This is a genomic window from Pseudomonas sp. NCIMB 10586 (genome assembly GCF_023127895.1).
Taxonomy (GTDB): domain Bacteria; phylum Pseudomonadota; class Gammaproteobacteria; order Pseudomonadales; family Pseudomonadaceae; genus Aquipseudomonas; species Aquipseudomonas synxantha_A.
Genome location: NZ_SPKQ01000053.1, coordinates 151,050 through 168,300, shown reverse-complemented (window position 1 = coordinate 168,300; position 17,251 = coordinate 151,050). Strand labels below are relative to the sequence as shown.

Below are 17,251 nucleotides of genomic sequence, written 5' to 3'. Positions count from 1 at the left end.
CCCGATGAGAGCTTTTACCCAGCACACAGGTCTTGTAGCGCCGTTGGACCGTGCCAACGTGGACACTGACCAGATCATCCCCAAGCAGTTCTTGAAGTCGATCAAGCGCACCGGTTTTGGCCCCAACCTGTTCGATGAGTGGCGCTATCTGGATGTGGGCTACGCCTACCAGGACAACTCCAAGCGCCCGCTGAACAAAGACTTTGTGCTCAATGCCGAGCGCTATCAGGGTGCCAGTGTGTTGCTGGCCCGGGAAAACTTCGGTTGCGGCTCCAGCCGTGAACACGCGCCGTGGGCCCTGGAAGAGTACGGCTTTCGCAGCATCATCGCGCCCAGCTATGCCGACATCTTCTTCAACAACAGCTTCAAGAACGGCCTGTTGCCGATCATCTTGAGCGATGCCGAAGTGGATGAGCTGTTCCAGCAAGTGGAAGCGAATGTGGGTTATCAGCTGACCGTGGACCTGGCCGCGCAGACCGTCACCCGTCCGGATGGCAAGGTGTATCACTTCGAGGTGGATGCGTTTCGTAAGCATTGCCTGATCAACGGCCTGGACGATATCGGCCTGACCTTGCAGGACGGCGATGCGATTGCGGCATTTGAAGCCAAACATCGGGCGAGCCAGCCTTGGTTGTTTCGCGATGCCTGATTTGCGGTAGGCAGGACCGCCGCCATCGGGAGCAAGCCCCCTCCCACATTTGAATGCGTTCGCATATCAACATGTGGGAGGGGGCTTGCTCCCGATAGGGCCAGAACAAACACCACAAGGTCCATTGAGGAAAGCCCATGACTACCACCGCCCACACCCAAGTCGTGCAAAAACAATTCGGCGAACAGGCTGCGGCCTACCTGAGCAGTGCCGTGCACGCCCAGGGCACCGAGTTTGCGCTGCTGCAGGCCGAGCTGGCCGGGCAGGGCGCTGCACGGCTGCTGGACCTGGGTTGCGGTGCCGGTCATGTGAGTTTCCAGGTGGCGCCTCTGGTTAAAGAAGTGGTGGCCTATGACCTGTCCCGGCAGATGCTCGACGTGGTCACCGCCGCCGCGAAAGATCGCGGCCTGCACAATATCCGCACCGTCCACGGCGCCGCCGAGCGTCTGCCGTTCGCCGATGGCGAGTTCGACTTCGTGTTCAGCCGTTATTCGGCCCACCACTGGAGTGACCTGGGCCTGGCCCTGCGGGAAGTGCGCCGCGTGCTCAAGCCGGGCGGGGTGGCGGCGTTTGTGGATGTCTTGTCACCGGGTAGCCCATTGCTGGACACTTACCTGCAAACCGTCGAAGTGCTGCGCGACACCAGCCACGTGCGAGATTACGCCGCCGCCGAGTGGATGCAGCAACTCAGCGAGTCCGGTCTGCATGTGCGTAACAGTCTGCGCCAGCGCCTGCGCCTGGAGTACACCTCGTGGGTCGAGCGCATGCGCACGCCAGAGGTGCTGCGTGCGGCAATCCTTGAGCTGCAAAGGGCGATGGGCCAGGAAGTGCGCGATTATTACGAAATTCAGGCCGACGGCACCTTCAGCACCGACGTGCTGGTGGTCTTTGCCCAGCGTTGATTGATTTTTCCCGACCTGCCCACGGGCGGGTCGCTTGATGAAATGAGGAACCCATGAGCAAGCAGATTCTGATTCTCCCTGGCGACGGTATTGGTCCGGAAATCATGGCCGAAGCGGTCAAGGTGCTGGAGCTTGCAAACGCCAAGTACAGCCTGGGCTTCGAGCTGAGCCACGACGTGATCGGCGGCGCCGCTATCGACAAACACGGCGTGCCCCTGGCTGACGAAACCCTGGACCGTGCCCGGGCGGCCGACGCCGTGTTGCTCGGCGCCGTGGGCGGCCCGAAGTGGGACAAGATCGAGCGTGACATCCGCCCGGAGCGCGGCCTGTTGAAAATCCGCGCGCAACTGGGCCTGTTCGGCAATCTGCGCCCGGCGATCCTCTACCCGCAACTCGCCGATGCCTCAAGCCTCAAGCCGGAAGTGGTGGCGGGCCTGGATATCCTGATCGTGCGTGAGCTGACCGGCGGTATCTACTTCGGCTCGCCACGGGGCGTGCGCGAGTTGGAAAATGGCGAGCGCCAGGCCTACGACACCCTGCCGTACAGCGAGAGCGAAATCCGCCGTATTGCCCGGGTCGGTTTCGATATGGCCCGTGTGCGTGGCAAAAAGGTGTGCTCGGTGGATAAAGCCAACGTGCTGGCCTCCAGCCAACTGTGGCGCGAAATCGTTGAGGAAGTGGCCAAGGATTACCCGGACGTCGAACTGAGCCACATGTACGTCGACAACGCCGCGATGCAACTGGTGCGTGCGCCCAAGCAGTTCGACGTGATCGTCACCGACAACCTGTTCGGCGACATCCTGTCCGACCAGGCGTCCATGCTCACAGGTTCCATCGGCATGTTGCCGTCGGCGTCCCTGGACACCAACAACAAGGGCATGTACGAGCCGTGTCACGGTTCGGCGCCGGACATCGCAGGCCAGGGCATTGCCAACCCGCTGGCGACCATTTTGTCGGTGTCGATGATGCTGCGTTACACCTTCAACCTGAGTGAAGCGGCCGACGCGATCGAGAAAGCCGTCAGCCTGGTACTGGACCAGGGCCTGCGCACCGGGGACATCTGGTCCCAGGGCTGCACCAGGGTCGGAACGCAAGAAATGGGCGACGCAGTAGTCGCCGCGCTGCGGAATCTGTAATCTCTCGGGCCCGCTTGCAGTTGTTGCTGCAAGGCGGCCCACTTTTTAACAAGGTGTAGTTGCGATGAAACGTGTAGGTCTGATCGGTTGGCGCGGTATGGTCGGTTCCGTGCTCATGCAGCGGATGCTGGAAGAGCAGGATTTCGATCTTATTGAGCCGGTGTTTTTCACCACTTCGAACGTAGGTGGCCAAGGGCCGTCCGTGGGCAAGGATATTGCCCCGCTCAAGGACGCCTACAGCATTGAAGAGTTGAAGACCCTCGACGTGATCCTGACGTGCCAGGGTGGCGACTACACCAGCGAAGTCTTCCCCAAGCTGCGCGAAGCCGGCTGGCAGGGTTACTGGATCGACGCCGCTTCCAGCCTGCGTATGCAGGATGACGCGGTGATCATCCTTGATCCGGTCAACCGTAAGGTCATCGACCAGCAACTGGATGCCGGCACCAAGAACTACGTGGGCGGCAACTGCACCGTCAGCCTGATGCTGATGGGGCTCGGTGGCCTGTTCGAAGCCGGCCTGGTCGAGTGGATGAGTGCCATGACCTATCAGGCTGCTTCCGGTGCCGGTGCGCAGAACATGCGCGAGCTGATCAAGCAGATGGGCGCGACCCATGCCGCTGTCGCCGATCAACTGGCCGACCCGGCCAGCGCGATTCTCGACATCGACCGTCGTGTGGCCGAAGCCATGCGCAGCGACGCCTACCCGACCGAGAACTTCGGCGTGCCATTGGCCGGTAGCTTGATCCCGTGGATCGACAAGGAACTGCCCAACGGTCAGAGCCGCGAGGAGTGGAAGGCCCAGGCCGAGACCAACAAGATCCTCGGTCGCTTCAAGAACCCGATTCCGGTGGACGGCATCTGCGTGCGCATTGGCGCCATGCGTTGCCATAGCCAGGCGTTGACCATCAAGCTGAACAAAGACGTGCCGATCGCCGATATCGAAGGCTTGATCAGCCAGCACAACCCTTGGGTCAAGCTGGTGCCGAACAACCGCGATATCAGCATGCAGGAGCTGAGCCCGACCAAGGTCACCGGCACCCTGAATGTACCGGTGGGCCGTCTGCGCAAGCTGAACATGGGTAGCCAGTTCCTCGGTGCGTTCACCGTCGGCGACCAGCTGCTGTGGGGCGCGGCTGAACCGCTGCGTCGCATGTTGCGGATTTTGCTGGAGCGTTGATCGCTTTCTTGCATTGAAGAACCCCGCGCTCTGGTGACAGGCGCGGGGTTTTTTATTGTTCTGTCGGGCGCTATCGGGAGCAAGCCCCCTCCCACATTCAACCCAGTTCCAACCTTGAAATGGAGGGCAAGTGTGGGAGGGGGCTTGCTTGCGATAGCGCCATCAGCCACACCACAAGGCCCAGGCTAATTGCCTCACCCCCAGCCACCCGGTAAAGTGCCGCTCCCCCCTGCAATGCCCGAGGCAGCCCCCATGACCCAGACCTTTGAAATCGCCGTAATCGGTGCCACCGGCACCGTGGGTGAAACGCTGGTGCAGATCCTCGAAGAACTGGATTTCCCGGTAGGCACACTGTATTTGCTGGCGGGCAGCAACTCGGCGGGGGCTTCGGTGCCGTTTCGTGGCAAGAACGTGCGGGTCAAAGAGGTCGACGAGTTCGATTTCAGCAAGGCGCAGTTGGCGTTCTTCGCAGCAGGCCCGGCGGTGACCCTGAGTTTCGCCCCGCGCGCCACAGCCGCTGGCTGTTCGGTGATCGACTTGTCCGGTGCATTGCCTGCCGAACAGGCGCCGCCAGTGGTGCCGCAGGCCAACGCCCAGGTGTTGAACGGTTTGAAAAAGCCTTTCCAGCTCGCCAGCCCAAGCCCGTCTGCCACCTACCTGGCGGTAGTGCTCGCGCCGTTGCGGGGTTTGGTGGACATCCAGCGCGTGAATGTCACCGCCAACCTGGCGGTCTCTGCCCAGGGCCGGGAGGCCGTCAGCGAGTTGGCGCGGCAGACCGCTGAGTTATTGAACGTGCGTCCACTGGAGCCGAAGTTCTTCGATCGGCAAATGGCGTTCAACTTGCTGGCTCAAGTCGGTACGCCAGACGCCCAAGGTCATACAGCCTTGGAGAAGCGCCTCGTACACGAGCTGCGTGCCGTGCTGGAAACACCTTTGCTAAAGATTTCCGCAACCTGCGTTCAAGCCCCGGTGTTTTTCGGCGATAGCCTGACAGTGTCGTTGCAATTGGCCGCGCCGGTCGATCTGGCCGCAGTCAACCGTGCACTCGATGCTGCGCCGGGTATCGAGCTGGTTGAGGAGGGCGATTACCCAACGGCTGTAGGCGATGCGGTCGGCCAGGATGTGGTTTACGTAGGACGCGTACGTGCAGGTGTCGACGACCCCGCGGAACTAAATCTGTGGTTGACGTCAGATAACGTACGCAAGGGCTCGGCCCTGAACGCTGTGGAGCTGGCGCAGTTGTTGATAAAAGGCCTTGTGTAAAAGATACTTGGCGGCAATTTGTAGATTGATTCTAGCCAGGCGCTATGCTTGGTCCCAAGTGAAACACAAGCGCGTCGGTGACCTATCGGCTCGCCATGCCTTATGGCAGCGGTTACCAACCTTCTCGCAGGGCGGGGAGCGTTCAAACAAAGGATGAGGCTATGGTTCAAGTTCGCAAACTGGTGTTAGCAATAGCGGCCGCCTCGGCGCTGTCCTCCGGTATGGCGCAGGCGCTGCAACTTGGGGAGATGACCCTCAAGTCGAAGTTGAACCAGCCGCTGTCGGTGGAAATCGAATTGCGTGATGTGGGCGGCCTCACGGCGGCCGAGATCACTCCGAGCCTGGCTTCTGCTCAGGCCTTCGTGGATGCGGGCGTTGACCGCCAGGCGTTTCTCGACGACCTGACGTTCACCCCGGTGATCAACCCCGAAGGTCGCAGCGTGGTGCGCGTGACCTCCAGCAAGCCGCTGCCCGATTCCTATGTGCGTTTCCTGCTGCAGGTGCAATGGCCCAATGGCCGTTTGATGCGTGACTACAGCGTACTGCTCGACCCGGCCAAGTTCGACCAGCCGGCACCGACTGCCAGCGCGCCGGCCATTACCGCACCTGCCGCCGGCACGCCCGCCCAGCACACCACCACGTCCCGCGACACCTTGTGGGAAATCGCCGCGAAGAATCGTAACGGCGCCTCGGTCCAGCAGACGATGCTGGCGATCCAGGCGCTCAACCCTGACGCTTTTATCGATGGCAATATCAACCGCCTGAAAACCGGCCAGGTCCTGCGCCTGCCAGATGTCACGCAAAGTACGGCGCTGGCGCAGCCTCAAGCGATCGCCGAAGTCAGCGCGCAGAACGCCGCATGGCGTCAGGGCCGTCGTACCCCCAAGGGCCAAGTGGCCGGCAAGGCGCAGTTGGATGCGACCAAGCGTACCCAGGCCGGCAATGCGCCGACGAGCACCCAGGCCAGGGACAACTTGAGCCTGGTCTCGGCCGAAGCCGCCAAGCAAGGTACGAAGGGCAAGGCCGGTGATAACCGCGCATTGAGCGACAAGCTGGCGATGACCCAGGAAGAGCTGGACACCACCCGCCGCGATAACGAAGAACTGAAGAGCCGCGCCGCCGACTTGCAAAGCCAGTTGGACAAGTTGCAAAAGCTGATTCAGTTGAAGAATGACCAGTTGGCTCGCTTGCAGGCGCAAAACGGTGAGCCGGCTACGGCTGCAATCCCTGCGCAGCTGGCAGGTGAGCCCGCAGCAGAGCCTGCGGCGCCCGTTGCAACCCCTGCACCCGCCGCTGAACCGCCCAAGCCGGTCGCGGCACCTGCTACCACCGAAGGCAAGTTCAATGACTTGCTGACCAACCCTATTATCCTCGGCATCATTGGCGGGGCAGGCATCCTGGTGGTGCTGCTGCTTCTGTTGCTGTGGGCGCGCCATCGCAATGCCCGCCGCGAAGAGGAAAAGCATCTGCGCATGGCGCGGGCGCTGGCCGAAGAGCCTGAGTTCACACCCAATATTGACCAGGACCTGCCGCCCGACAGTTTTGAAGGCCTTGAAGTGCCGCCGCCGAGCGTCAAGCTGGGCGCCGCGCCAGCGCCTTCCCCGGTGGCTGAGCCGGTTGTCGTGCCGACTGTCGCTTCAGTGCTCGCACCCCTGGCCGTCGCTGTTGCCCAGGAGAATTCCAGCGATGCATTGGCTCAGGTCCAGTCCCATATCGACCGCGGCCACCTGAACCAGGCGGCTGATGTGCTTGAACAAGCCATCAAGCATGAGCCCAAGCGCAGCGACCTGCGTTTGAAGCTGATGGAAGTCTACGGCCTGCAGAACGACAAGGACGGCTTCGTCACCCAGGAGCGCCAATTGGTCGCCAACGGTGAGAACCACGCCCAGGTCGAGCAGCTCAAGAGCCGCTTCCCGGCCATGGCCGTGCTGGCAGCGGGCGTCAGCGCCGCCGTGGCTGCTGCGGCTCTCGATGCGCAGTACGTCAAGGATTTGCTCGATGACAAGCCGGCCGCGCCTGAGCCGGCGGACACCTTCGACAACGATTTTGACCTTAGCCTGGATGAGCTGGAAGCTGCCTCGCCGGCCGAGATCGCCCGGGACCAGCAAACCTTTGAAGCGCTGCTGCAACAACAGACTGAGGCCAAGGCCGATGCGCAGGATCTCTCGGACTTTGATCTGGACCTGCAACTGGATCCGCCAGCGTCGAAATCCGATGACGACTTCCTCTCGGGACTTGAGGAGCAGATGAAGGACGTGCCGCCTGTCGAGCCGCCCACCCTGACACCTGCCGCGCTGGACGAATTCGAGTTGCCGGAAGACTTTGACCTGTCCCTGGCTGATGAGCCGACGGCCCCGGCAGCCAAGCCCGATGCGTTTGCCTCGGAACTGGACGACGTCAATGCCGAGTTGGACCGATTGTCCCAGAGCCTGGAGCACCCGCCGATCGAGCCGACCTTCACGGCCGAGGATGCCGCGCTGGGCGGTGATGATGAACCGGATTTCGATTTCCTCTCAGGCACGGATGAAGTCGCTACCAAGCTCGACCTGGCCCAGGCTTACATCGACATGGGTGATGCCGATGGCGCTAAAGACATCCTTGATGAAGTCTTGGTCGAAGGCAACGAAGACCAGCGTGGCGAAGCCAAGGAAATGCTCGGCCGAATCTAAAGCCAGGCGCTATAACAGTGTGGGAGGGGCGGTGCGACGATTCGACATGCTCCCTCCCACATTTGTTTGGCATCGATCCATAACAAAACGCCCGTCAGGCATCCGACGCCTTTATAATGCCCGCCTTTGCGCAACTCATCAGGCTCTCAGTTCTTGGCAAATATAGATAACGCGGCCGCCGAAATGGCGGCCGCCGGCTTTTACCGCATCGCCCTGGGCGTGGAATACAAAGGCTCGCGCTATCGCGGCTGGCAGCGTCAGGCCTCCGGCGTGCTGACGGTGCAGGAAACCCTCGAAAACGCCCTGTCCAAAGTCGCTGACTCGCCGGTGTCGCTGATGTGCGCCGGGCGTACCGACGCTGGCGTACACGCGTGTGGCCAGGTGGTGCACTTCGACACCCAGGCCGAGCGGTCGATGAAGGCGTGGGTGATGGGGGCGAATATCAATTTGCCCCACGACGTGAGTGTGAGCTGGGCCAAGGTCATGCCTGCGCATTTTCATGCACGCTTCAAGGCCATCGCCCGGCGTTACCGCTACGTGATCTACAACGATCAGATCCGCCCCGCGCATCTCAATGAAGAAATTACCTGGAACCACCGCCCACTGGATGCCGAGCGCATGGCCGAGGCCGCGCAGCACCTGGTGGGCGTGCATGACTTCAGCGCCTTCCGCGCCGGCCAGTGCCAGGCCAAGTCGCCGATCAAGGAAGTTCACCACCTGCGGGTCACTCGCCACGGCAAGATGATCGTGCTGGATATTCGCGCCGGAGCGTTCCTGCATCACATGGTGCGCAACATTGCCGGCGTGCTGATGACCATCGGCACCGGCGAGCGCCCGGTTGAGTGGGCCAGGGAAGTGCTGGAAAGCCGCATTCGTCGCACGGGCGGCGTCACGGCGCACCCATTTGGCCTGTATTTGGTGGATGTGGAGTACCGCGACGAGTTCCAGTTGCCGGAACGCTTTATCGGGCCACACTTCCTCACAGGTTTCAGTGAACTTGGCGGCTGACGCCCGGAAAAGCTTTTGTTAACATCCGGGACTTTCTCGGTCCAACCCTGAGGTTCCTACGACATGTCAGCCGTTCGCAGCAAGATTTGCGGGATTACCCGCATAGAAGACGCGCTGGCGGCAGTCGAGGCAGGGGCCGATGCCATCGGTCTGGTGTTTTATGCCAAAAGTCCGCGCGCGGTGAATGTGCTGCAGGCGCGGGCCATCATTGCGGCGCTGCCGCCTTTCGTGACCACCGTGGGCTTGTTCGTCAACGCCAGTCGCTGCGAACTCAATGAAACCCTGGATGCGGTGCCGCTGGACATGCTGCAGTTCCACGGCGATGAAACGCCTGATGAGTGTGAAAGTTATCAGCGCCCGTACATCAAGGCGTTGCGGGTCAAGACGGGCGACGATATCGCCGCGGCGTGTGCCGCGTATATCGGCGCTCGCGGGATCCTGCTCGACACCTACGTCGAAGGCGTACCGGGTGGTACGGGTGAGGCGTTCGATTGGTCGCTGATTCCCGAAGGGTTGAGCAAGCCGATCATCCTGGCCGGTGGGCTCAACCCTGCGAACGTCGGCGCTGCCATCGAGCAGGTGCGGCCGTATGCCGTGGACGTCAGCGGTGGGGTGGAGCAGGGCAAGGGCATCAAGGATCACAACAGGATTCGCGCATTCATGCAGGCCGTGCGCAACAGCAGTGGCGGGATGTGACGGCTGGCAGTCTGCCGCCGTCCATAACTACCACTGTGTAAAACAGCCCGGCGCCGCCTGTGGGTGGCCCGGAAATGAAGTGGCAACCTTGCGCTGGCAGGTTGTCTGGAAGGCTGAGGATGCAGGCGGGAAATGGCAGGTCCAACGTCTGACCCCGTCCCGCAGGCATCATCGCCACATATGAATTTAGCTCAAGGGCATACGCGGGGCTGTGTTCAAGCCACCGGTACTGGAGAAAGAAAGCATGAGCAACTGGTTAGTAGACAAACTGATCCCTTCGATCATGCGTTCCGAGGTGAAGAAAAGCTCGGTTCCTGAAGGTCTGTGGCACAAGTGCCCGTCCTGCGACGCGGTGCTGTACCGCCCGGAGCTGGAAAAGACCCTGGATGTTTGCCCCAAGTGCAATCACCACATGCGTATCGGCGCGCGCGCGCGCATCGACATCTTCCTGGATGCCGATGGCCGCAACGAACTGGGCGCTGACCTGGAGCCGGTCGACCGTCTCAAGTTCCGCGACAGCAAGAAGTACAAGGACCGTCTGGTCGGTGCGCAGAAGCAGACCGGCGAGAAGGACGCGCTGATCTCGGTCAGCGGCAAGCTGCTGGGCATGCCGGTGGTGGTCTCGGCCTTCGAGTTTTCCTTCATGGGCGGTTCCATGGGCGCCATCGTCGGTGAGCGCTTTGTGCGTGCGGCCAACTACGCCCTGGAAAACCGTTGCCCGATGATCTGCTTCGCCGCCTCCGGTGGTGCGCGTATGCAGGAAGCGCTGATCTCCCTGATGCAAATGGCCAAGACCTCGGCGGTACTGGCGCGTCTGCGCGAAGAAGGCATTCCGTTCATCTCGGTACTGACCGACCCGGTCTACGGCGGCGTTTCCGCCAGCCTGGCGATGCTCGGCGATGTGATCGTCGGCGAGCCCAAGGCGCTGATCGGTTTTGCCGGCCCGCGTGTGATCGAGCAAACCGTGCGCGAGAAGCTGCCGGAAGGCTTCCAGCGCAGCGAGTTCCTGTTGGAGCACGGTGCTATCGACCTGATCATCCCGCGTGGCGAACTGCGTCCACGTCTGGGTAACCTGCTGGCGCAAATGATGGGCCTGCCGACGCCTGTGTACGTCGCGCCTAAAGTCGAGCCAATCGTCGTGCCGCCGGTGCCTGCAAACCTATGACCCAACGTACCCTGGGCGAATGGCTCGCCTACCTTGAGCAGTTGCATCCGTCCGCCATCGACATGGGCCTGGAGCGCTCGCAACAGGTAGCGGCCCGCCTCGGGTTGGGCCAGCCGGCACCGCGTGTGATCACGGTGACCGGCACCAATGGCAAGGGCTCCACCTGTGCCTTTGTCGCGGCGCTGTTGCAGGCCCAGGGCCTGAAGGTCGGCGTGTACAGCTCGCCGCACCTGCTGCGCTACAACGAGCGGGTACAGCTCAATGGCGTCGAAGCCACGGACGAGCAGTTGTGCGCAGCCTTCGCTGCCCTGGATGCCGGACGTGGCGATATTTCCCTGACCTATTTCGAGATGGGCACCCTGGCGGCGTTCTGGCTGTTTGAGCGTGCGCAACTGGATGTGGTCGTACTGGAAGTCGGCCTCGGCGGGCGCCTGGATACGGTCAACGTGGTGGATGCCGACCTGGCGCTGGTCACCAGCATCGGTGTTGATCATGCCGACTACCTGGGCAATACCCGCGAGTCCGTGTCCTATGAAAAGGCCGGGATTTTCCGCCAGGGCAGGCCGGCGCTGTGTGGCGACGTGGATCCGCCGCAACCTTTGCTGGACAAGGTGCGCGAGCTGGATTGCCCGTTCTACCTGCGCGGCCGTGAATTCAATCTCGATATCGGTGCGACCCATTGGCAATGGCGCGGGCGTGATGCCCGTGGCAAGGTGGTCGAGCTGCTTGATTTGCCGCTGCTGAACCTGCCGATGGAAAACGCTGCGCTCGCGCTGCAAGCCTATTTGCTGCTGGATCTGCCGTGGAATGCCGAGCAGATCGGCGCAACCCTGCGGGCGACGAAAGTGGTGGGGCGCCTGGATCGTCGGGTGCTCGACTGGCAAGGCAAGCGCCTGAACCTGTTGCTGGATGTGGGGCACAACCCCCATGCGGCTCACTATTTGGCGCAGCGCCTGGCGCGCACGTCACCGGCCGGCCGTCGCCTGGCGGTGTTCGGGCTGTTGGCCGACAAGGATCTGGATGGGGTGGTTGCGCCGTTGCTTGGCAGTGTTCAGTCTTGGGCTGTTGCGCCGCTGGATACGCCGCGCAGCCGGCCGGCGGTTGAGCTGCAGACCGCCTTGCAGAACCTTGGCGCGCCCGTGACGTCGTATGCAAGCATCACTGCCGCCCTTGGAGCGCAGTGTGCGGTGGCTACGGCAGAGGACGAAATCCTGTTGTTCGGATCATTTTATTGTGTTGCCGAGGCGCTCGAATGGCTGGCCCGGCGCTCCACGGAGGAAGCTGCACATGGCATTACTGGATAGCGCATACAAGCAGCGAATGGTTGGAGCCCTGGTATTGGTGGCGTTGGCGGTGATTTTCCTGCCGATGCTGTTTTCCCGCCAGGATGAGCAGCGCCAGGTGGTGGTTGAGGCGCCCGCTGCGCCCCAGGCGCCGGTGGTGCCCCAGGTTCAGGTCGAGCCGGTGGTGGTGCCCGAGCCTCAGGCGTTGCCGGAAGAACCTGTACCTGTCGAGGAGGAGGTCGCCACGCAACCGGCTCCTTCGATGCCGGTGCAGCCAAGTGTGCCGGTGGTCAAGCCGACGCCGGCACCGGCTGTCGCTGCCAAACCGCCTGCACCGGCGCCAACGCCCAAGCCTGTGGCGCCGCAGCCTGCTGCGCCGGGTAAACCGGATGTGGGCCAGAGCCGCATTGATCCCAATGGCCTGCCGATCAGTTGGTCGATCCAGCTCGCCAGCCTGGCCAATCGCGAAAGTGCCGACGCCTTGCAGAAAAAGCTGCGTGCCCAGGGTTATAACGCCTATATCCGCAGTGCCGATGGCAAGAATCGTGTGTTTGTCGGGCCGCTGATCGAGCGCGCGGAGGCTGATCGCCTGCGCGATTTGCTGGGCCGCCAGCAGAACCTCAATGGGTTTGTGGTGCGCTTCCAGCCAGAGCGCGGCTGATTCAAGCAGGCATTAACGCAATCTAAGTGTGGGAGGGGGCTTGCTCCCGATAGCGGTGGGTCAGTCAGTACATCTGATACTGACACACTTCAATCGGGAGCAAGCCCCCTCCCACATTGGTTTATGGTGGGCTTGAAATGGCGTTCACACCGCCCAATCTATTGATTTGCAAAGCAGCCGCAATCACCGCTTACCGATAGCCCGGCGCTCTGCTAAAATGCGCCGCCTTATCCGTACGTAGGCTGCACTGTGCCATTTACCTGGGTTGATTGGGCGATCGTTGCAATCGTCGCCATCTCCGCTTTGATCAGTCTGAGCCGCGGCTTCGTAAAAGAAGCACTGTCGTTGCTGACCTGGATCATCGCAGGAGTCGTAGCCTGGATGTTCGGTGGTTCACTGTCGGTCTACCTGGCCGGGTACATAGAGACACCTTCGGCTCGCGTCATCGCGGGCTGCGCCATCATGTTCATCGCCACGCTGCTGGTGGGGGCAATGGTCAATTATCTTATTGGCGAATTGATACGTGTCACCGGCCTCTCCGGGACCGATCGATTTCTCGGCATGGCCTTCGGCGCCGCGCGTGGCGCGTTGCTGGTGGTTGTGGCGGTCGGGCTGTTGAGCCTGGGGCCGGTACAGCAGGATTCGTGGTGGCAGGAGTCTGTACTCGTGCCAAAATTTCTATTGGTTGCAGATTGGTCCAAGAACCTCATATTGGGGTGGAGCAGTCAGTGGCTGGCCAGCGGAATCAGCGTACCCGCTGATCTTCCGTTCAAGGAACACCTCTTGCCGGCGCAAACGCCTCAGTAAGCTGTGTTCAGTCAAGATTCATTAAGTAGGGGTTGCGTCGCATGTGTGGCATCGTCGGTATCGTCGGTAAGTCGAACGTCAATCAGGCGCTGTATGACGCGCTAACCGTCCTCCAGCACCGCGGCCAGGACGCTGCCGGTATTGTGACCAGCCACGACGGCCGGTTATTCCTGCGCAAGGACAATGGCCTGGTGCGTGACGTGTTCCATCAGCGTCACATGCAGCGCCTCGTCGGGCACATGGGCATTGGCCATGTGCGTTACCCGACTGCCGGTAGTTCGACTTCGGCCGAAGCTCAACCGTTCTACGTCAACTCGCCTTACGGCATCACCCTGGCGCACAACGGTAACCTGACCAACGTTGAACAGCTGGCCAAGGAGATCTACGAATCTGACCTGCGCCACGTCAACACCAGTTCCGACTCGGAAGTGCTGCTCAACGTGTTCGCCCACGAACTGGCCCAGCGCGGCAAGTTGCAGCCGACCGAAGAAGACGTGTTTGCTGCCGTGATCGACGTGCACAACCGTTGCGTCGGTGGTTATGCCGTGGTGGCGATGATTACCGGGTACGGCATCGTCGGTTTCCGCGACCCCCACGGCATCCGCCCGATTGTGTTCGGCCAGCGTCACACCGACGAAGGCGTCGAGTACATGATCGCGTCCGAAAGCGTGTCCCTGGATGTACTGGGCTTCACCCTGATCCGCGACCTGGCGCCTGGCGAGGCTGTCTACATCACCGAAGACGGCAAGCTGCACACCCGCCAGTGCGCCGTTGCGCCGAAGCTGACCCCGTGCATCTTCGAACACGTCTACCTGGCGCGTCCCGACTCGATCATCGACGGTGTGTCGGTCTACAAGGCGCGTCTGCGCATGGGCGAGAAGCTGGCCGAGAAGATCCTGCGCGAGCGTCCAGAGCACGACATCGATGTGGTTATCCCGATTCCGGACACCAGTCGTACCGCTGCGCTGGAGCTGGCCAACCACCTGGGCGTCAAGTTCCGCGAAGGCTTCGTCAAGAACCGCTACATCGGCCGTACGTTCATCATGCCCGGCCAGGCTGCGCGCAAGAAATCGGTGCGTCAGAAGCTCAACGCCATCGAGCTTGAGTTCCGCGGCAAGAACGTGATGCTGGTGGACGACTCCATCGTACGCGGCACCACCTGCAAGCAGATCATCCAGATGGCCCGCGAAGCCGGGGCGAAGAACGTGTACTTCTGTTCTGCGGCGCCTGCGGTGCGTTACCCGAACGTGTACGGTATCGACATGCCGAGCGCCCATGAGCTGATTGCGCATAATCGTTCGACCCAGGACGTGGCCGACCTGATCGGCGCCGACTGGCTGATCTACCAGGACCTGCCGGACCTGATCGAAGCGGTTGGCGGGGGCAAGATCAAGATCGAGCAGTTCGACTGCGCCGTGTTCGACGGCAAGTACGTGACCGGAGATGTCGACGAGGCTTATCTGAACAAGATCGAGCAGGCGCGTAACGACTCGTCCAAGATCAAGACCCAGGCGGTCAGCGCGATCATCGACCTGTACAACAACTGAGTAGATACCGGCCCTGAGGGGCCGGTTTTGTATCTTAAATAACGTATTGAGTAAGGAGTCGCAGCATGAGTCAGGAATGGGATGCCGGTCGGTTGGACAGCGACCTCGATGGCGTAGCTTTCGATACCCTGGCTGTGCGCGCCGGCCAGCACCGCACCCCGGAAGGGGAGCACGGTGACCCGATGTTCTTCACCTCAAGCTATGTGTTCCGCACGGCGGCCGACGCTGCGGCGCGTTTTTCCGGTGAGGTGCCGGGCAACGTGTACTCGCGCTACACCAACCCGACCGTGCGCGCGTTCGAAGAGCGTATCGCGGCCCTGGAGGGCGCTGAGCAGGCTGTGGCGACCGCGACCGGCATGGCGGCCATCCTGGCGGTGGTGATGAGCCTGTGCAGCGCTGGCGACCATGTGCTGGTGTCGCGCAGCGTGTTCGGCTCGACCATCAGCCTGTTCGAGAAGTACTTCAAGCGCTTCGGTATCGAAGTGGATTACGTGCCCCTGGCGGATTTGTCCGGCTGGGATGCGGCGATCAAGGCCAATACCAAGCTGCTGTTCGTCGAATCGCCGTCGAACCCGCTGGCCGAGTTGGTCGACATCGCTGCGCTGTCCGAAGTCGCCCACGCCAAGGGTGCGATGCTGGTGGTGGATAACTGCTTCTGCACCCCGGCCTTGCAGCAACCGCTGAAGCTGGGTGCGGACATCGTGGTGCACTCGGCAACCAAGTTCATCGACGGCCAGGGCCGTTGCATGGGCGGCGTGGTGGCTGGGCGCAGCGAGCAGATGAAGGAAGTGGTGGGCTTCCTGCGTACCGCCGGCCCGACCCTGAGCCCGTTCAATGCCTGGATCTTCCTCAAGGGCCTGGAAACCCTCAGCCTGCGCATGAAAGCCCATTGCGCCAACGCCCAGGCCCTGGCCGAGTGGCTGGAGCAGCAGGACGGTATCGAGAAGGTGCACTACGCTGGCCTCAAGAGCCACCCGCAACACGCCTTGGCCCAGCGCCAGCAGCGTGGTTTTGGTGCGGTGGTGAGTTTCGAAGTCAAGGGCGGCAAAGACGGCGCCTGGCGCTTTATCGATGCGACGCGCTTGATCTCCATTACCGCCAACCTGGGTGACAGCAAGACCACCATCACTCACCCGAGCACCACCTCTCATGGGCGCCTGGCGCCGCAGGAGCGTGAAGCGGCCGGTATCCGTGACAGCCTGATCCGTATCGCGGTGGGCCTGGAAGATGTAGCAGACTTGCAGGCAGACCTGGCCCGCGGGCTGGCGGCCTTGTGATCGAGTGGTCCATGGAGGCCGCAGCGGCCAGTAACGGGCGCGTTGCACTGGTAACGGGCGCGGCGCGGGGCATTGGCCTGGGGATTGCCGCGTGGCTGATCAGCGAAGGCTGGCAGGTGGTGTTGACCGACCTTGACCGCGAGCGCGGCGCCAAGGTGTCCAAGGTGCTGGGTGATAACGCCTGGTTCATCACCATGGACGTGGCCGACGAGAAGCAAGTGGCCCAGGGGGTTGCCGAGGTGTTGGGGCAGTTCGGGCGACTCGACGCGCTGGTCTGCAATGCCGCCGTGGCTGACCCGCGCAATATCACCCTGGAAAGCCTCGATCTGGCGTACTGGAATCGCGTGCTGGCGGTGAACCTCGGCGGGCCGATGCTGTTGGCCAAGCATTGCGCGCCGTACCTGCGCGCCCACGGCGGTGCGATCGTCAACCTGGCATCGACCCGGGCCCGTCAATCGGAGCCGGATACCGAAGCTTACGCGGCGAGCAAGGGTGGCTTGCTGGCCCTGACTCACGCCTTGGCCATGAGCCTGGGGCCAGAGGTTCGGGTCAATGCGGTCAGCCCTGGCTGGATTGATGCGCGTGATCCTGCTGCACGCCGTGCGGAGCCGCTCACCGATGCTGATCATGCCCAGCATCCGGCGGGCAGGGTCGGTACGGTAGAGGACGTGGCGGCGATGGTGGCCTGGTTGCTGTCGCGTCAGGCCGGGTTTGTCACCGGGCAAGAGTTTGTGGTGGACGGTGGCATGAGCAAGAAGATGATTTACAGCGAGTAGGGCGGTTAGCCGTCTTGAAGTGATTTTGTCTTTTTCAGAAAAACTTCAAGCAGGCTATTGACTTAGGTCCGCTACCTGCGTAAATTTCGCGGCCTCAACGAAGCAAAGGGTGATTAGCTCAGCTGGGAGAGCATCTGCCTTACAAGCAGAGGGTCGGCGGTTCGATCCCGTCATCACCCACCACTTCTTGAGAGTCTTGCACTTGTGGCAAGACGCAACTTTAAAGGTTGCACCG

The 17,251-nt window shown here is 61.9% G+C and carries 15 protein-coding genes and 1 tRNA gene; all 16 read left to right on the top strand.

The window, feature by feature from the left end; genetic code table 11:
• Positions 1-4: 4 nt before the first annotated feature.
• The 16 genes from leuD (at position 5) to E4P01_RS27755 (ending at position 17,199) form a co-directional block, all read left to right on the top strand.
• Positions 5-649, top strand: coding sequence for a 3-isopropylmalate dehydratase small subunit (gene leuD, locus E4P01_RS27830; protein ID WP_003192559.1), 645 nt, complete (start codon positions 5-7; stop codon positions 647-649).
• 137 nt (positions 650-786) lie between these two features.
• Complete coding sequence (locus tag E4P01_RS27825; protein ID WP_078821854.1) at positions 787-1,551, top strand: class I SAM-dependent methyltransferase; 765 nt, start codon at positions 787-789, stop codon at positions 1,549-1,551.
• Positions 1,552-1,604: 53 nt separating this feature from the next.
• Positions 1,605-2,687: a 3-isopropylmalate dehydrogenase gene (gene leuB, locus E4P01_RS27820; protein ID WP_032880245.1), complete on the top strand. Its 1,083-nt coding sequence runs from the start codon at positions 1,605-1,607 to the stop codon at positions 2,685-2,687.
• Between the two features lie 64 nt (positions 2,688-2,751).
• Positions 2,752-3,864 carry an aspartate-semialdehyde dehydrogenase gene (gene asd, locus E4P01_RS27815; RefSeq protein WP_005789767.1) on the top strand — a complete coding sequence of 371 codons (1,113 nt, stop codon included), beginning with the start codon at positions 2,752-2,754 and terminating at the stop codon, positions 3,862-3,864.
• A 252-nt stretch (positions 3,865-4,116) separates the two neighbouring features.
• Complete coding sequence (locus E4P01_RS27810; RefSeq protein ID WP_103733783.1) at positions 4,117-5,127, top strand: aspartate-semialdehyde dehydrogenase; 1,011 nt, start codon at positions 4,117-4,119, stop codon at positions 5,125-5,127.
• Positions 5,128-5,288: 161 nt separating this feature from the next.
• Positions 5,289-7,796 (top strand): FimV/HubP family polar landmark protein, encoded by a 2,508-nt coding sequence (locus tag E4P01_RS27805; protein ID WP_216091818.1) that lies wholly within the window; start codon positions 5,289-5,291, stop codon positions 7,794-7,796.
• Between the two features lie 183 nt (positions 7,797-7,979).
• Positions 7,980-8,804, top strand: coding sequence for a tRNA pseudouridine(38-40) synthase TruA (truA, locus tag E4P01_RS27800; RefSeq protein WP_005789756.1), 825 nt, complete (start codon positions 7,980-7,982; stop codon positions 8,802-8,804).
• A 63-nt stretch (positions 8,805-8,867) separates the two neighbouring features.
• Positions 8,868-9,500 carry a phosphoribosylanthranilate isomerase gene (locus tag E4P01_RS27795; RefSeq protein WP_005789755.1) on the top strand — a complete coding sequence of 211 codons (633 nt, stop codon included), beginning with the start codon at positions 8,868-8,870 and terminating at the stop codon, positions 9,498-9,500.
• A gap of 244 nt (positions 9,501-9,744) precedes the next feature.
• Positions 9,745-10,665 carry an acetyl-CoA carboxylase, carboxyltransferase subunit beta gene (gene accD, locus E4P01_RS27790; protein WP_005789754.1) on the top strand — a complete coding sequence of 307 codons (921 nt, stop codon included), beginning with the start codon at positions 9,745-9,747 and terminating at the stop codon, positions 10,663-10,665.
• Positions 10,662-11,969 carry a bifunctional tetrahydrofolate synthase/dihydrofolate synthase gene (gene folC / locus E4P01_RS27785; protein WP_216091817.1) on the top strand — a complete coding sequence of 436 codons (1,308 nt, stop codon included), beginning with the start codon at positions 10,662-10,664 and terminating at the stop codon, positions 11,967-11,969. Before accD ends, folC begins: the two co-directional genes overlap by 4 nt.
• The gene (locus E4P01_RS27780; RefSeq protein WP_032880251.1) at positions 11,953-12,609 is read left to right on the top strand and encodes an SPOR domain-containing protein; all 657 of its coding nucleotides are present in this window, start codon (positions 11,953-11,955) and stop codon (positions 12,607-12,609) included. The genes folC and E4P01_RS27780 overlap by 17 nt, the downstream gene beginning before the upstream one ends.
• A 249-nt stretch (positions 12,610-12,858) precedes the next feature.
• A complete protein-coding gene (locus tag E4P01_RS27775) occupies positions 12,859-13,416 on the top strand; it encodes a CvpA family protein (protein ID WP_005789751.1) in 558 nt (185 codons plus the stop codon).
• Between the two features lie 41 nt (positions 13,417-13,457).
• Positions 13,458-14,963, top strand: a complete 1,506-nt coding sequence (gene purF, locus E4P01_RS27770) for an amidophosphoribosyltransferase (RefSeq protein WP_003192537.1) — start codon at positions 13,458-13,460, stop codon at positions 14,961-14,963.
• 65 nt (positions 14,964-15,028) lie between these two features.
• Positions 15,029-16,240, top strand: a complete 1,212-nt coding sequence (locus E4P01_RS27765) for an O-succinylhomoserine sulfhydrylase (RefSeq protein ID WP_005789748.1) — start codon at positions 15,029-15,031, stop codon at positions 16,238-16,240.
• A gap of 11 nt (positions 16,241-16,251) precedes the next feature.
• Entirely contained in the window at positions 16,252-17,016 is a 765-nt protein-coding gene (locus E4P01_RS27760; RefSeq protein WP_032880253.1) for an SDR family oxidoreductase, read from the top strand.
• Between the two features lie 107 nt (positions 17,017-17,123).
• Positions 17,124-17,199 (top strand) — tRNA-Val (locus tag E4P01_RS27755).
• Positions 17,200-17,251: the final 52 nt, after the last annotated feature.

What these genes read in the sequence shown, in the direction of transcription:
- leuD (WP_003192559.1), top strand. Translation starts at nt 5, where the DNA reads ATGAGAGCTTTTACCCAGCACACAGGTCTTGTAGCGCCGTTGGACCGT.
- E4P01_RS27825 (WP_078821854.1), top strand. Translation starts at nt 787, where the DNA reads ATGACTACCACCGCCCACACCCAAGTCGTGCAAAAACAATTCGGCGAA.
- leuB (WP_032880245.1), top strand. Translation starts at nt 1,605, where the DNA reads ATGAGCAAGCAGATTCTGATTCTCCCTGGCGACGGTATTGGTCCGGAA.
- asd (WP_005789767.1), top strand. Translation starts at nt 2,752, where the DNA reads ATGAAACGTGTAGGTCTGATCGGTTGGCGCGGTATGGTCGGTTCCGTG.
- E4P01_RS27810 (WP_103733783.1), top strand. Translation starts at nt 4,117, where the DNA reads ATGACCCAGACCTTTGAAATCGCCGTAATCGGTGCCACCGGCACCGTG.
- E4P01_RS27805 (WP_216091818.1), top strand. Translation starts at nt 5,289, where the DNA reads ATGGTTCAAGTTCGCAAACTGGTGTTAGCAATAGCGGCCGCCTCGGCG.
- truA (WP_005789756.1), top strand. Translation starts at nt 7,980, where the DNA reads ATGGCGGCCGCCGGCTTTTACCGCATCGCCCTGGGCGTGGAATACAAA.
- E4P01_RS27795 (WP_005789755.1), top strand. Translation starts at nt 8,868, where the DNA reads ATGTCAGCCGTTCGCAGCAAGATTTGCGGGATTACCCGCATAGAAGAC.
- accD (WP_005789754.1), top strand. Translation starts at nt 9,745, where the DNA reads ATGAGCAACTGGTTAGTAGACAAACTGATCCCTTCGATCATGCGTTCC.
- folC (WP_216091817.1), top strand. Translation starts at nt 10,662, where the DNA reads ATGACCCAACGTACCCTGGGCGAATGGCTCGCCTACCTTGAGCAGTTG.
- E4P01_RS27780 (WP_032880251.1), top strand. Translation starts at nt 11,953, where the DNA reads ATGGCATTACTGGATAGCGCATACAAGCAGCGAATGGTTGGAGCCCTG.
- purF (WP_003192537.1), top strand. Translation starts at nt 13,458, where the DNA reads ATGTGTGGCATCGTCGGTATCGTCGGTAAGTCGAACGTCAATCAGGCG.
- E4P01_RS27765 (WP_005789748.1), top strand. Translation starts at nt 15,029, where the DNA reads ATGAGTCAGGAATGGGATGCCGGTCGGTTGGACAGCGACCTCGATGGC.
- E4P01_RS27760 (WP_032880253.1), top strand. Translation starts at nt 16,252, where the DNA reads ATGGAGGCCGCAGCGGCCAGTAACGGGCGCGTTGCACTGGTAACGGGC.